This is a genomic window from Flectobacillus rivi, assembly GCF_030056655.1.
GTDB lineage: Bacteria > Bacteroidota > Bacteroidia > Cytophagales > Spirosomataceae > Flectobacillus > Flectobacillus rivi.
Window position 1 is genome coordinate 44,900 of the sequence record NZ_JASHIE010000002.1, and the last position, 14,856, is coordinate 59,755.

The 14,856-nt window shown below is 37.2% G+C and carries 12 protein-coding genes; 6 read left to right on the plus strand and 6 right to left on the minus strand.

Annotated elements, in window-relative coordinates; all coding sequences use genetic code 11:
* Nucleotides 1-314 precede the first annotated feature (314 nt).
* Nucleotides 315-1,238, minus strand: coding sequence for an aspartate carbamoyltransferase catalytic subunit (locus QM481_RS02705; protein ID WP_283380574.1), 924 nt, complete (start codon nt 1,236-1,238; stop codon nt 315-317).
* A gap of 80 nt (nt 1,239-1,318) precedes the next feature.
* Complete coding sequence (pyrR, locus tag QM481_RS02710) at nt 1,319-1,855, minus strand: bifunctional pyr operon transcriptional regulator/uracil phosphoribosyltransferase PyrR (RefSeq protein WP_166551763.1); 537 nt, start codon at nt 1,853-1,855, stop codon at nt 1,319-1,321.
* A 300-nt stretch (nt 1,856-2,155) separates the two neighbouring features.
* Here pyrR and QM481_RS02715 point away from each other — a divergent pair, with 300 nt between their 5' ends.
* Nucleotides 2,156-3,025 (plus strand): sugar phosphate isomerase/epimerase family protein, encoded by an 870-nt coding sequence (locus QM481_RS02715; protein WP_283380575.1) that lies wholly within the window; start codon nt 2,156-2,158, stop codon nt 3,023-3,025.
* 397 nt (nt 3,026-3,422) lie between these two features.
* Nucleotides 3,423-5,630, plus strand: a complete 2,208-nt coding sequence (locus QM481_RS02720; protein WP_166551765.1) for a carbohydrate binding family 9 domain-containing protein — start codon at nt 3,423-3,425, stop codon at nt 5,628-5,630.
* Between the two features lie 160 nt (nt 5,631-5,790).
* Here the strand turns inward: QM481_RS02720 and rfbC are convergent, their stop codons facing one another.
* Nucleotides 5,791-6,321 carry a dTDP-4-dehydrorhamnose 3,5-epimerase gene (gene rfbC / locus QM481_RS02725; protein ID WP_095160411.1) on the minus strand — a complete coding sequence of 177 codons (531 nt, stop codon included), beginning with the start codon at nt 6,319-6,321 and terminating at the stop codon, nt 5,791-5,793.
* A 231-nt stretch (nt 6,322-6,552) separates the two neighbouring features.
* Between rfbC and hemW the strand changes: the two genes are divergently transcribed.
* The 3 genes from hemW (at nt 6,553) to QM481_RS02740 (ending at nt 9,830) form a co-directional block, all read left to right on the plus strand.
* Nucleotides 6,553-7,680 carry a radical SAM family heme chaperone HemW gene (hemW, locus tag QM481_RS02730; protein ID WP_283380576.1) on the plus strand — a complete coding sequence of 376 codons (1,128 nt, stop codon included), beginning with the start codon at nt 6,553-6,555 and terminating at the stop codon, nt 7,678-7,680.
* Between the two features lie 243 nt (nt 7,681-7,923).
* A complete protein-coding gene (mtgA, locus tag QM481_RS02735) occupies nt 7,924-8,721 on the plus strand; it encodes a monofunctional biosynthetic peptidoglycan transglycosylase (RefSeq protein ID WP_283380577.1) in 798 nt (265 codons plus the stop codon).
* A 518-nt stretch (nt 8,722-9,239) separates the two neighbouring features.
* Entirely contained in the window at nt 9,240-9,830 is a 591-nt protein-coding gene (locus QM481_RS02740) for a hypothetical protein (RefSeq protein ID WP_166551767.1), read from the plus strand.
* A 51-nt stretch (nt 9,831-9,881) separates the two neighbouring features.
* On the opposite strand, the gene QM481_RS02745 is transcribed toward QM481_RS02740, so the two are convergent.
* Both QM481_RS02745 and QM481_RS02750 read right to left on the minus strand, forming a co-directional pair.
* Nucleotides 9,882-10,214 (minus strand): MGMT family protein, encoded by a 333-nt coding sequence (locus tag QM481_RS02745; RefSeq protein ID WP_283380786.1) that lies wholly within the window; start codon nt 10,212-10,214, stop codon nt 9,882-9,884.
* Nucleotides 10,214-10,786 (minus strand): DUF3109 family protein, encoded by a 573-nt coding sequence (locus QM481_RS02750; protein ID WP_166551769.1) that lies wholly within the window; start codon nt 10,784-10,786, stop codon nt 10,214-10,216. The genes QM481_RS02745 and QM481_RS02750 overlap by 1 nt, the downstream gene beginning before the upstream one ends.
* 475 nt (nt 10,787-11,261) lie before the next feature.
* On the opposite strand from QM481_RS02750, the gene QM481_RS02755 reads away from it, so the two are divergent.
* Nucleotides 11,262-13,622, plus strand: coding sequence for a LysM peptidoglycan-binding domain-containing protein (locus tag QM481_RS02755; RefSeq protein WP_283380578.1), 2,361 nt, complete (start codon nt 11,262-11,264; stop codon nt 13,620-13,622).
* Between the two features lie 267 nt (nt 13,623-13,889).
* Here the strand turns inward: QM481_RS02755 and QM481_RS02760 are convergent, their stop codons facing one another.
* Nucleotides 13,890-14,537 carry an O-methyltransferase gene (locus QM481_RS02760; protein ID WP_283380579.1) on the minus strand — a complete coding sequence of 216 codons (648 nt, stop codon included), beginning with the start codon at nt 14,535-14,537 and terminating at the stop codon, nt 13,890-13,892.
* Nucleotides 14,538-14,856 lie beyond the last annotated feature (319 nt).

Genomic DNA, 14,856 nt, shown 5'->3' on the forward strand with positions numbered 1-14,856 from the left:
ATTTTTTGAATTACCCACAACAAACTAAAGCTAAGTTAACATGATTCCTCACTCATTTAGTGATTTGTAATTGAGTGATTTAGTGATTATTTAAAAATCTATATTTCTAGGAGTAAAGACGCAATGCATTGCGTCTAAAGAGGTATCATTCGGAATATAGTATCAAAAAAAGCGGTCGAAAATTATTTTTGACCGCTTTTTTTGATGAATATTTGGGTATTGATGCTGAAACTCTCAAAAGTCACATCTAATATAAAAACCTATTATTAAAATACTTATACACTAAATACTCCCTCACAATTTAGTATTATTTCTTAGTTTTGCGCTGCTAACAAATATAACACTGCCATACGCACTGCTACACCGTTTTCTACCTGATCAAGAATGATAGAATGATGAGAATCAGCGGCATCTGAAGTAAGTTCAACCCCACGGTTGATAGGGCCTGGGTGCATTAGTACGATTTCTTTATCCAGTTCATCCAACATTTTTTTGTTGATACCGTAGTACAAAGAATACTCACGCAAAGACGGGAAATACTTGATTTGTTGGCGTTCCAACTGAATACGCAATACGTTGGCTACATCGCACCATGCCAAAGCTTTTTTAACATCGTGGCAAACCTTTACGCCTAGTTCAGTAATATGTCGAGGAATCAAGGTAGAAGGACCACAAAGCATTACTTCTGCACCTTGTTTTTTTAAGGCAAAAATATTGGACAATGCCACACGTGAGTGTAAAATATCGCCGATAATAGCGATTTTCTTTCCTGCTAAATCACCCAATTTTTCACGCATCGAAAACGAATCTAATAATGCCTGTGTTGGGTGCTCATGCGTGCCATCGCCAGCATTAACGATATTGGCACTGATATGTTTTGACAAATAGTGTGGTGCTCCTGGACTAGCATGACGCATCACAATCATATCTACTTTCATGGCCAAAATGTTATTGACCGTATCCAAAAGTGTTTCTCCTTTTTTCACAGAACTTCCTGCTGCTGAAAAGCTTAAGGTATCGGCCGATAGGCGTTTTTCTGCTAATTCGAAAGAGAGACGTGTACGAGTTGAATTTTCGAAAAATACATTAGCAATTGTCACATCACGAAGCGAAGGCACTTTTTTGATAGGACGATTGATAACTTCTTTAAACTCGGTGGCAGTAGCCATGATGAGTTCGATATCTTCAGGAGTTAGGTCTTTGATACCCAAAAGATGGCGAGTGCTTAATTTTTGCATGGTAATTTATAGCTCAAAACGCAGTATGCGATGAAATAAGTCAAAAAAATACACGACTCAAAAAGAATCGTGCCATCAGATTATTTTGTAATCAACCAAATTCTATCGGCTTCATGGCCTTGTTCTTTCCATTCAACCAATACCTTTTCGGTATCAATAGTATTTACCTTTTTGCCAACATAGTCAGGTTTAACAGGTAAATCACGGTTGTAGATACGATCGACCAACACACACAATTCCACCTTATCTGGGCGACCAAATGCCGTCATTGCATCTAGTGCAGCACGTACCATACGACCTGTAGCCAATACGTCATCCACTAAAATAACCTTCTTATTTTCAATCAAGAAAGGCACTTTAGTAGCGTTGGGCTTGAGGGGCTCACGGCGACGAAAATCGTCACGATAGAAAGTAGCATCTAATTGTCCTAATGGAATATTTTTGCCTGTAATGCTTAACAATTCTTCTTGAATACGTTTAGCAAAGAAGATACCTCTTGGTTGTAAACCAATGATGACACTATCAGTAAAATCTTGGTGATTCTCGATCAATTCTTGACAGAGACGGCTGATAGTAATCTCTAAAAGGGGGCTTGAAAGAATAAGTTTCCGTTGCATTGGATGCAAAGATAATATTAAATTATGAATTGTTCGTGCAGAGACGCATTAACAGCAACAAAATTACAGGTTTGTTTAGTTTTTGAGCTATAAAACCCTCAGAGATTGTTAATTTATGATTTAAGTTTTTATTCGATTGTTTCTTCAAGGCAAAATAATTTAATCAATGTCAACATCCACAAATTGATGTTACCCCAATAACAACTGATAAGAAACAGATTATTGTCCTTAATTTTGTAAATAACTATCCCCAAACCCCACAAAGGGGTTTTGTTTTACGTTTAAACTATATTCAAACTCATGCAAAGAAGAAATTTTCTTAAGCAATCTGGCCTACTTGCCGCTGGAGCATTTGCGCTCAATTCATCAGACTTATTCGCCAATTCGAATAGCAAAATCATCAAAACTTTTGGTGTGCAGTTATACAGTGTTCGTGATGTGTTGCCAAAAGACCCTAAAGGCGTAATGACTCAATTGGCACAAATGGGCTATAAACAATTTGAAAGTTACGGTGGTGCAAAAGGTTTTCTTTGGGGTATGACTCCTAAAGAAATCAAGTCATTTTTGGGCGACATCGGTGTAAAAATGGTCAGTACGCACTTCAATTATACGGGCGAAATCAAAAAACCAGAAGAGTTGAAAAAGAGTATTGACTTGGCAGCAGAAGCTGGTTTGAAATACATCCTTTGTCCTTACTTGGGTGCTCAAAAAACATGGGACGATTGGAAGCGCATTGCTGATAAATTTAACGAAGTGGGTGAGCAAGTGAATAAAGCTGGCTTGAAATTTGGTTATCATAACCACGATTACTCTTTCCACTTGCTAGATGGCAAAATGCCTCAAGAATATTTGTTGGAAAACACTGACCCTTCAAAGGTAATGTTCGAATTAGATTTGTGCTGGATTGATGTAGCAGGTGTAAATACAGCAGAACATTTGAAAAAATACGGTAAGCGCTATGAGCTTTGTCATGTAAAAGATTACAAAAAAGAAAATGGCAAGCCTGTTCAAAACGACCTAGGTAAAGGAAGCGTTGACATGCAAAAAACGCTTAGAGCTGCACTAGACAACGGTATGAAATATTTCATGGTTGAACAAGAAGAATACCCAGAATCGTCATTGATTAGCTTAAAATATGACGCTGAATACATGAAAAAACTTTCTATCTAGTATTATTTGAGGACTTAGGCAAAGAGAATATAGACATTAGAGTATGTTTAATAATTTTATTTAGCACTTGTTGAAAAAACAAAATTTTCACTCGACACTCCTTACTTTTCTTGTCTTGACACAAGAAAAGTAACAAAAGAAAGTCAAGAAATCCTAAACTCGCCTACGGCTCAAACAACAGGATTTCATTAGTGTAAATACAAACTTTTTCATTTTAATAGCTTATAATATTTAAACATGCTCTTAGTTTAAAACTGCATTGTTATCTCTTTGCCTATTTTCTATTAAACAGTTCATACTACATCTACCATCAATTGGTTTTCTATCATTTACAAAAATATCTCTACTCCTCTCTATCAACGTTTAATCTCAACTCACATACTATCCTAAATAATTAATGAAAAGATTTCTCCTCCCACTATTATTGGTTTGGACTGGGGTAACCGCACAAGATGCTGAAGTTTTTAAACCAGATTCCATCAAAAAAGAGCTTAAAGCTATTCAGATACATCATAAACTAAAAGTTGATGGATTACTCAATGATGAAGAATGGAAATTGGCGCCAAGCTCCCCACACTTTACCCAAATAGAACCTTTTCAAGGTAATAAGCCCAACCACCATACTGAAGTGAAAGTATTGTACAACAATCATTTTCTATATTTCGGTATTACTTCAAAGGATTCTTTAGGGAAAAAGGCCATTAGAGCCACCGATTTCAAAAGAGATTTCAATGCACTTCAGCACGATTTAATCATGCTGTCATTTGATGGATTTAATGATCAACGAAATGCTATTTCGTTAGGAACTAACCCTTATGGTGTACAACGAGATCTATTGTCCTTCGATGACTTATATTATGACATGGATTGGGACGGGCTTTGGCGTGTACGTACAAGCCGAAGCGATTCTGGGTGGGTCGCCGAAATTGCCATTCCTTGGCAAACCCTTCGTTATCCGAAGACGGCAGATTCTATTCAAAATTGGGGTATAAATATTTATAGAAATAGAAGGCTAAGCAACGAGGTTTCTGCCCTTTCGGCATTTCCTCGCTCGTTTACTGCTATGCGTATGAATTACGCAGGAAAATTGACCAACTTAAAACCTCCTCCCCCAACTTCAAACATCCGTTTTCAACCTTATTTCTTGACTTCGTATGACCATTATTCGGGCTATGATGCTTCGGTAAAACCTGAAGAGACGAATATTAAAGTGGGCGGAGAAATGAAATGGGCTATCAATACTAATACCATTTTTGACTTAACAATCAATACCGACTTTGCTCAAGCCGATGCCGACCGTCAGGTAAATAATGTGAGTAGGTTTTCGGTATTTTTTCCAGAAAGACGCCAATTCTTTCTCGAAAATGCTTCTCTTTTTGGTGTAGGCATTAGTCGAAATCCTGACGAATCGGGTGGTAATATGCGTATTCAGCCATTTTTTAGTCGCCGAATTGGCTTGGACGATAAAGGAAATCCTATTCCTATCGAAATTGGAGGCAGACTTGTATATCGATCAGATAAAAGAAACTTTGGAGCTATATTGATGCGACAAAAAGAACTTGGAGATTCACCTGCAACTAACTTTTTTGTAGGGCGTTTTTCTGAAAATTTTGGTAAACAAAATCGTGTAGGTGGCTTATTAACCCTTAAAAATAGACCCGATGGCACCAATATCGTAAGTACTGTTGATGCTTTTTTTAGGCTTTCGGATACGCACTCTTTAAATACCTTGGTATCGCAGTCGTCGTCGAGTATTACAGGAAAAAATGGTATGACGGCGTATGCACAATACTTTTTTGTCAATAATCAATTCAAAATCTGGTGGACACAGTCGATAGTCACCAAGGATTATGACCCTGAATTGGGTTTTGTCTCACGTAACGATGTAGTTGCTACAACACCAGGGATTTTTTGGTGGTATCGCGGAAAACATTTACCCTTCAAAAAGTGGCTTCGAGCTTGGGAACCAAGTATTTTCCCAGAGTTCTACCATCAAGCCTCCACAGGCAAACTGATTGAACGAGTTTGGACAATTTACCCCATTTGGCTGAACTTGCAAAGTGGCGGATATTTTGGGTATAGTATCAACCCTACTTATCAGTATTTGACAGAAGCCTTTGAACCACTTGGGGTAAAAATTGGTGCTGGTGAGTACAACTATGTGCGTCATCAAATGTATTACAGTACGGACCCCTCACGTGTGCTCAATTTACAAGTAGGCTATTCGGGAGGTTCTTATTTTAATGGTCATTTGGATGGAGCAGACGCTACCTTACAGTTTGCGCCCATGCCTCATGTGTCATTATCTGGGAGATTTAACCGAAATCATTTCTCGAAAGTGGGCGAAAATCAAACGACGACCAATGTAGATTTATATTCCATTGAGGGAAGATTTGCGCTTAATCCTAGATTACAACTCATAGGATTTTACCAAAGAAACTCTGAAAATAGCTCACAGAATTACAACATTAGGTTTTCGTGGGAATACCAACCTTTATCATATATCTATCTGGTATTCAACCAACAATCCTTTAATCCATACATGGAAAGAGTACGTGTAGAAAATCATGTGATTACCAAAATTAGTTATTTGAAGCAGTTTTAGAGAAAAGAAAACAGAGATAAGGTACAAATACGTAATTCCATCAAATCTTAAGCGCTAAACAAAAACCACTTCAACTCATAAATAGCGTTGAAGGGGTTTTGTTCTAGATAATTTTCAAGATAATAGCAAGAAAGCTTTATATGAAAAACTTTCTTTTTGACTACTTCAAATCCTTGAAGCTTGGCAATACTAAATCCTTTGAGGATACGATTGGGTTTTCTACGCCCCAGTCGATGCCAAGGTCAGGGTCATTATAAATAATACCCGATTCAGAAGCTTTGTGCCAGTATTCAGTACACTTGTACAAAAATACAGTCTCTTCCAAAGCCACAAAACCGTGTGCGAATCCAGCAGGGACAAATAACATATTGCCCACGTTTGAATCCAATTCAAATTTGGCGTGTTGACCAAAAGTTGGAGAATTACGGCGAATATCTACCACGACATCAATGACTTTTCCAGTGATTACACGCACCAATTTGCCTTGTGCAAAAGGATCATATTGGAAGTGCAAGCCCCGAACGACGCCAGGCTTTGACCAAGAGTGGTTGTCTTGGACAAAATTCCCTGGAACACCATTTGCTTCAAAAAGTTTTTGATTGTACGATTCGAAAAAAAAACCTCTTTCGTCTTCGAACTTAGTTGGGTAGCATTCGATAACTCCTTCTAAGGCTGTTGTCTTAAACTGCATTATTAACGAAATTGAATAGACTGATTAACTAATTTGTTTTGAGATTCTTCAAAGTTAGTTTTTTCATAACGAAACCTAAAATTATTTTAAAGGAATCTACTTATTTGATAGCTTTTATGTTCAAGCCTGCCTTTTCTGCTATTGGAAAAGTTCAAAAACTTTATCGAATAAACTTCCTACCTTTGCCATTTATTTACCCCAAAATTGGGAATTAACATCGCACTCAAACGTATGCATATATACCTTCATATTCCTTTTTGCAAACAAGCTTGTTACTATTGTGACTTTCATTTTAGTACCTCTTTATCTCAAAAAGAAGCCGTAGTCGAGGCGATTTGTCAAGAAATCCGTTTACAGAAAAACTACCTCAAGAATACCTATATAACAACCATTTACTTTGGTGGTGGCACGCCCTCTATTTTGGATGAAACTTCATTAGGCGCCATTTTTTCTACCTTACACCAAACATTTACCATTTTGCCTGATGCTGAAATTACCCTAGAGGCAAACCCAGACGATATTAGTGTTGAAAAACTAGCCATATTCAAAAAATTTGGCATCAACCGACTCAGCATTGGTATTCAGTCATTTCATGAGCCACATCTCAAACAAATGAATCGTGCACATAATGCACACGAGGCCGAAACTTGTGTCAAACTAGCACAGGATGCAGGAATTGATAATATTACGATTGATTTGATTTATGCGATTCCAGCACCAGACCACCAGATTTTATATTCAGATTTGGCAAAAGTTGAAGCATTAAATCTTCAGCACGTATCCGCCTATTGTCTGACAATCGAACCACAAACGGTTTTTGGAAAATGGACAAAACAAGGCAAAATGCCCAATATTGACGATGATTTTTCGGCACAGCAATTCAACATTCTGGTTGAAAATCTTCAAAGAATGGGCTATGAACAGTACGAAATTTCCAATTTTGCCCGAAATCAGCAGTATTCAAAGCATAATACCAGCTATTGGAAACAAGAAGAATATCTGGGCATTGGTCCGTCGGCACATAGTTTTAATGGAGCTAGTCGCCAGTATAATATTGCTAATAACACCAAATATGTTCAGCAAATCAGCGCAGGAATTATTCCAGCAACACTTGAAATACTTACTAAGGAGGACCAAATCAATGAATATTTGTTGACAGGACTAAGAACTATCTGGGGCTGTAAAATTGATTATTTGGATAGTATTCTTGGAAGCTCTTTTTTAGATTTACAAAAAAGCTATCTTGAACCAATTTTAAGAGCTGGGCATCTTGAAATTAATCAGCATACACTCAAGCTCACAGAATCAGGAAAACTTTTTGCCGACCGTATTGCCTCAGACTTATTTGTAGAAGAATAGAGCAAAATATCATTTCTCCGAGACGGTAGTTTTGCTAGAATTGTTTTTACAGACCAATGATAGGCAGAATGCTAAAAAACGCTTTATCATTCAAAATCAATATTTTGTATTTTTTCTAGAAATACTTCCTAAAATTATAACAAAACCAATGATATTTTTGAGTAAATTTGTGTTTCTCAGCTTATGGCAAAAACCTAATCTACTCGTACAAATCAACTCCTCATTTGATATACAGATTGCTTTATGGGAAAAAATACATTCAAAATCACTGAGCAAGAACCAATGGAAGAAACCACGCCCAAACCTAGTTGGTGGCAACGTTATAAAACATTTAGAGAAGACCATACATTTGCACAATACCTACAACGTCTTTTCTTCAAAGCCATCCTTTATTTTTTGGGTATCTCGTTGGCATTGGTGCTGATTTTTAAATTTGTACCCGTTTGGTTTACCCCTACCATGCTCGATCGCAAAATAGAAGCAATTGCAGATGGACGCGATTCGGAAATCTATTCAGATTGGGAACCTTACGAAAATATTTCGAAAGAAGTAGCCCTAGCCGTAGTGGCATCTGAAGACCAGCTTTTCCCAGAACATCATGGATTCGACTTTGATGCGATGTGGGGGGCTTTTCGTCATAATTTCAAAGGTAAAAAAATCAAAGGAGCTAGTACTATTTCGCAACAAGTAGCCAAAAACGTATTTTTGTGGCAAGGCAGAAGCTATGTACGCAAAGCATTGGAAGCTTATTTTACCTTATTAATCGAATTGATTTGGGGAAAAGAGCGTATCCTTGAAGTATATCTAAATGTTGCCGAAACAGGCAAAATGACATTTGGTGTAGAAGCAGCTTCACTTAAATATTATGGGCATTCGGCCAAGTCACTCACACGAGTAGAAGCAGCACGTATAGCGGCCGTATTACCTAGCCCCAATCGCTTTTCTATCAAAAAACCTTCGGGTTATGTACAGCGCAGAACCAATTTTATTGTAAGACAAATGCGAGGATTGGGGGGCAAACAATATATCTCAAATCTCTAGAGAAGACAAAATATTCTAAAAGTAAAAACGGGTAAAAGGTGTTTTTGTGAAACATTTTTACCCGTTTTTCTATTTTTCAGCTTATCTAAAAAGTTATTCCTGAACTACCTAGAGGAGTAACGGACTTTATTAAACGGTTTGGAAAAGTGGTAAAAAATGTATTACCTTTGCATACACTCTTGTGAAAATGTCCAAAAACGTTCTTTGAATCCAAATTTCACACGTCAAATTTAAACAACTGTAAAACAGTTTCTTACTTAATTACACATCAATTATCCAGCTTATTCGGATACGAACATTTTCACAAAATAATCCAAAACCTAATCACGATTAAGGTATTCGCTTTCATTCCCCAGGACTCCGCACAGCTTGGCTACGAATGACTGTTTTTTGTGCTATCTTACTTTTTGAGCACAATGAATATTCAAGAATGACTACTACTTGAATACGGGAAGGTGCAGTAGTCTCGCATCTGGCCGAAAGAGGCTTTTTGCTCTACTTAAACAACCATATATTGTATGAGAAAGACGCTATTACTCTGCATGTTTTTCGCTATGATTAGCATGCTTGTATCTGCTTGTAAAGTCAAACAGAAACAACACGACCTTTCTTCTCAGGACAGTCCATCTATCATCACTGAATTATTAGAGGGAGATGAACTAACCCATCAATTGTCTAAGACTTGGACAATCAACAAGGTAAATTACCAAGCAGATGCCAAAAAGGATATGCTTTACCAAAGAGGAGAAGTAGCAAATTTGCGTGATTATTCGAAAGAATGCTTCAAGTTATCGCCCGATGGCACTGTGATTCACACAGACGAAGGTGGTGACAAACACGAAGGAAAGTGGAAGCTCGTGGACAACAACACTAAATTAAAAATGGTGTTGGAAGACAAAAAGGAAGTGTTTTGGGATATTTTGAAAACCGACGCTAAGACTTTGGTACTCCATTTGAGTGTAAACGCTCGCAAAGTAAATTGGGATATTCAAAAACTCGATGAGATTGATATTCCGACCGCCGCAGTATTCGCAGGTTTTTTCGCCGGCATTGTTGATGAAAATACACAAAACATTAGCATTACTTATCAAATGAGCCCTAGGGGCTAATCAAAAAAGGCTAACCCCAATGGTTAGCCTTTTTTTTGTGCTTTATCGGCACTACAGGAGCTCTTCTGAGGGAACCCACAAGTGTTTTTTAAAATCGACAATCTTATCATTTTTGATTACAAGACCTTCTGCTTCTAATAGTTCTTGCATAAGATTACCACCAAAAAATCCTTTTCCTGTGAGCATACCCGTGCTATTTACTACACGATGCGCAGGGATAGAAGGGTCGGCATGACAAGCATTCATAGCCCAACCCACTAATCTGGCGCCACTCTTTTTTCCTAAAAACTGAGCAATAGCACCATAGCTAGTCACTCTTCCCTGAGGAATAAGACGCACAACGGCATACACATCCTCGAATATGCTTGATTTGTCGGTAGCCATTACTCCTCCTGACGGTCTTTGATTTCTTCCAACAATTCTTGGTACCAAGCTTCGCCATATTTACGGATAAGAGGTTCTTTCAAAAACTTATAAAGCTCCACACCCAATTGTTCACCATGTGAACAGGCATCCGAACAAATATGCCAACGATCGTAATTTAAGGCATCATATTGGTCATATTTTGAAATACGGATAGGGTACAAATGACAAGAAATAGGCTTTCTCCACGAAATTTTACCATCAAAATATGCCTGTTCAATACCACATTTCAAAATACCTTTATCATCATATAAAGCAAAAGCACACTCACGACCTTCGATTACTGGCGTTGAAAAATCGCCTTCCCAATCTTTTACATAAGTACCTTCTTTTTCTATAACGGCCAATCCTTCTGGTGACAAGTAAGGTTTTACTGCATCCAAAATTTCGTCCATAATTGGCAATTCATCATCTTCCAGCGGTGCGCCTAGGTCACCTTCTACACAACATGCCCCTCTACATTTGAGGAGATCACATACAAAAAATTTTTCGGCTATATCATCACTAATGACCGTATTCTCAATTAAAATCATAATCCTATAGTATATTCGTTAAATTTGGGAAAAAGCACCAAATAAAATGCGCCACTGAATAAAAATCTAGCGAAATTAAAGTAATTTTTAGATACTTTTACAATTTGGCACTCTAATTGAGTTTGCTTGTCAAGATGTAAAGAATCTCTTTCTCTTTTGCACCTGTGCAATTTGCTTTGATTTAGCTTGTATCAGAATGGCTCATTCTATCAGCTAATAGCTTACTTCTACATAAATTGAGTATATAGACCTATCATTACTTGATTCGTTATCATTTTCTTTTAATACTGGAGGTTTTCCTAATTTTTTAGCCTCTGAATTAAGTTATTAAGTATTTGTAAATACATCAAAACGTTTGAAAGTCTAAGAAACAAAACTCTGTAGAAATCGCTTGGCCCTGACATTTGCACTAAAGTACCGTAGTTGAATTAAAAATTATTGCACAAAATATATCTTACTTTTCTTAAAAAAGTTCATGAAATTATATCGCTACCTAACATTACTTGTTGCTTTCTTCCCGAGCCTATTAATGGCTCAAGATATTCCGTCAAGTATGGTCATTGGCTCTGTTAATGTAAAAATTACGGATGAGGCGCGCACCAAAATCCAAAATGAAATTAGCCCTCTCACCATCAATTCAAACTATCTGAATAGAATGGTGAGCCGAATGCTAACCTATTTGCCTTCGGTTGAGCGCATTTTACAAGAGGAAAGAGTTCCTGATGAAATAAAATACCTATGTGTGCAAGAAAGTTTCTTGAGCCCAGATGCACGTTCGACTTCGGATGCAATCGGCTATTGGCAATTCAAAAAAGAAACTGCCAAAAATTTTAATCTCCGAGTAGACGCTGTAGTAGACGAACGCAAGCATCTTATGGCATCGACTAAGGCAGCTTGTAGCTATTTTAAGAAACATAAAGATTTGTTGGGCAACTGGGTTGCCAGTATTTTGTCGTACCGCTTGGGCTATACCAGTTTTAGAAAAGCCAAAGAGATGGAATGGGCAAACAAGTCTGAAATTACCGTTACTGGCGAAACAGATTGGTATATTATTCGTTTCTTGGCCTATAAGCTTGTCCTCGACCAAGAATACAACAAAGCCAAACAAAATCCTCCTATTAGCAATCCAGTATTGTTTGAGTATAGTAAAACAAAGGGTAAAAGTCTTTACGAAATTGCTACCTTTCTGAAAGTAAGTACTCAAGAATTAGAACTTTCTAACTCTTGGCTTACCTCAAAGTCTGTTCCCGACGACAAAGATTATACAGTCTATTTGATTGTAGATCCAATGAAGTATCAAGAGCTCATGAATATTGTCGATGCTACTGATAATAATAATAATTCGTCGAACAACTATAATAATAATAGTGGTAGCATTTCAAATGGTCCAGACACTACACCAGATATTGGCTTCCCTGTGCTCAAAAGACTTTCGCCTGCCAATACTAACCCCAATGAGCCTATTTATTACGAAATAAATGGGAAAAAAGGGATTTTAGCATTGGAAGGAGACACACCCGAAAAAATAGCTGAACGTGGAGATGTTAGTTTAAAGAAATTTTTGAAATATAATGATTTGGAAGATAACGAGCGTATCATTCCTAATCAGGTATATTATTTACGTAAAAAAGACCGCAAAGCACAAGTAGCGTTCCACACAGTTCGTGGGAATGAATCTCTTTGGCAAGTATCTCAAATGTATGGTATCAATTTAGATGACTTAAAGGAGAAAAACCGTATTACAACAGTTCAAAGGTTACAAAAAGGAAGACTTCTTTATCTTATCGACACCCGTTCGGAGAAGGATGATATTCAGATTGTCAAAGATCCAGAGCAACCTCAGCCTCCTAAAGATACCAATAAAAATCCTGTACCTACACCTCCTAAAGAAGCACCAAAACAAGATAACAATACTAGCAGTGGTGTAGACAAAATGCCACCTCCAATTCTTGTAAATCCAGGCACCTCAACCAAACAACCTGATGTTCCTGTAACGCCACCTAGTACTACCAAAAAAGACCCTGATCCTTTGGATCCTGTGTACCCAACAACGAATCCAAAACCTGCGAATCCAACACCGCCAAGCGATGCAAGTGATTCAAAGAAAAACTTGAACATTGGCTCACACCGCGTTGAGGCAAAACAAACTTATTACAGCATTGCCCGTTTGTATAATATGTCTATAGCAGACTTATATCAACTCAATGGCGTAGATGCAAGTGTAACATTGCGTGTTGGTCAGGATTTAAAAGTGTATAAAAGTGGAGGTTCTGATGCTTTAATTGGTAATAAAGACAACGTTATTCCTAACGATAACAAAAAGCCGAAGCCATCAGCGATTGAGGAACCTATTTATAATACCCCTGAAAAAAATGAGGCGCCAGTAAAAAACCCTGAAAATACTGGAACATCAACGTTTGAAAGGTCAACCAATAAGCCCATTTTTAAACTTGTACATACAGTTCAAAAAGGAGAAACGCTTTTCCGTATTGCTCAGTTTTATAATGTGAATGCCGCAGATCTTCGCAACTGGAATAGTTTGCCATCCAGTAATGTTGAAGTAGGACAAGAAATTTCTATTCCGGGCGAGTTTGCTCATTTGCCAATCGAAGGTCCAGGAACAAGCACTTACAGTTCTGTTGCTCTTCCTGAAAAACCTCATGCTCGTACACCAATAGAATATACTCCTACTGAGACGAAATATCATACGGTAAAAGCAGGAGAAACGGCGTTCCGTATTTCACAAATGTATGGACTAACGGTACCTCAATTCTTGAAAATGAATGGTTTATCAAGTCCATCGATTTCTGCTGGGCAAAAGCTAAAAGTTAAGTAAGCGGATATTAATATTTAGTGATTTGAGATTGAGTGAATGAGTGATTATTTTAAAATTTATATTCTCGCTATGATTGCGTCTTAAGCCAAGTTATATCTAACATAATAGCGTAAAAAAAGCGGTCGAAAAATAATTTTTGACCGCTTTTTTCATGCTACATTTCATTACGATATATCGCTAGATACAAAGTATTGCGTCTCTGCTACTAAGATTTAGCTTTTAACGTAATCGCTCAATCACAACTCACTAAATATTCAAATATACCCCTTACAATTTTCTAGAAATCATAATACCGTCTCTCAATGGCAATAAGATATTTTCTGTTCTAGGATCATCGTGACACATTTTGTTGAAATCTAATAAGTTTTTGGTATCCTTATCAATCTTCTTGCCTTCTTCTACATTGGCAACTTTGCCGCTCCACAAAACATTGTCAGAAAGAATATAGCCACCTTTACGAACTTTATCAAAAACTAAATTATAGTATTTGGTATAGTTCATTTTATCAGCATCAATAAATACCAAGTCAAAAACTTCGTCGAGGGTTGGAATAATCTCACCTGCATCACCAATACGATAATCAATTTTATCAGCATAAGGAGATTCGCCAAAAAAACTACGCGTAAATGTTTCTAGCTCTTCATTTACGTCGATGGTAATAATTTTGCCATCATCTGCCAAACCCTCCGCCAAACAAAGTGCAGAATACCCCGTGTAGGTCCCAATTTCAAGGATACGACGTGGGCGCATCATATAACTTACCTCCGCCAAATAACGTCCTTGTAAATGCCCTGAGAGCATACGAGGTTGTAAGATTTTGACATGTGTATCTCTATTCAGTTTTTTCAACAAATCACTTTCAGGCGTGGTATGCTGTTCTGAATAGTCATTAATATTTTGTGGAAGAAAATCCATTTTAAACTCAATTTAACTTCTTGATGAAAGTACCTAAGCCCTAGTGCTCAATTATGAGTTGAGAATTGTGAATGATGAATTAGTCCTTTACCTTTATATTGGAAATATTGCCTAATTTTTGCCTCATATTTCAGGAAAATTATGGAATACTCCCCTATTTTCGAAATCAGAAATTCATAACTAGTAGTGTACAAAGGATTATGAAAAATGTTTATTTCGGAAGTATAATCTTCTAAATTTTGTAAAAAATAAAGGTATTTTACTTTATTTCCGAAATCAGAAATCCCAAATCTGAAATTGTTGGAAATCCTTCGTACAG

Bases quoted from the DNA above. Each gene is read 5' to 3' on its own strand.
- QM481_RS02720 (WP_166551765.1), top strand. From the start codon at position 3,423: ATGAAAAGATTTCTCCTCCCACTATTATTGGTTTGGACTGGGGTAACC.
- pyrR (WP_166551763.1), bottom strand. From the start codon at position 1,855: ATGCAACGGAAACTTATTCTTTCAAGCCCCCTTTTAGAGATTACTATC.
- QM481_RS02715 (WP_283380575.1), top strand. From the start codon at position 2,156: ATGCAAAGAAGAAATTTTCTTAAGCAATCTGGCCTACTTGCCGCTGGA.
- rfbC (WP_095160411.1), bottom strand. From the start codon at position 6,321: ATGCAGTTTAAGACAACAGCCTTAGAAGGAGTTATCGAATGCTACCCA.
- QM481_RS02745 (WP_283380786.1), bottom strand. From the start codon at position 10,214: ATGGCTACCGACAAATCAAGCATATTCGAGGATGTGTATGCCGTTGTG.
- QM481_RS02755 (WP_283380578.1), top strand. From the start codon at position 11,262: ATGAAATTATATCGCTACCTAACATTACTTGTTGCTTTCTTCCCGAGC.
- QM481_RS02750 (WP_166551769.1), bottom strand. From the start codon at position 10,786: ATGATTTTAATTGAGAATACGGTCATTAGTGATGATATAGCCGAAAAA.
- QM481_RS02760 (WP_283380579.1), bottom strand. From the start codon at position 14,537: ATGGATTTTCTTCCACAAAATATTAATGACTATTCAGAACAGCATACC.
- QM481_RS02705 (WP_283380574.1), bottom strand. From the start codon at position 1,238: ATGCAAAAATTAAGCACTCGCCATCTTTTGGGTATCAAAGACCTAACT.
- mtgA (WP_283380577.1), top strand. From the start codon at position 7,924: ATGGGAAAAAATACATTCAAAATCACTGAGCAAGAACCAATGGAAGAA.
- hemW (WP_283380576.1), top strand. From the start codon at position 6,553: ATGCATATATACCTTCATATTCCTTTTTGCAAACAAGCTTGTTACTAT.
- QM481_RS02740 (WP_166551767.1), top strand. From the start codon at position 9,240: ATGAGAAAGACGCTATTACTCTGCATGTTTTTCGCTATGATTAGCATG.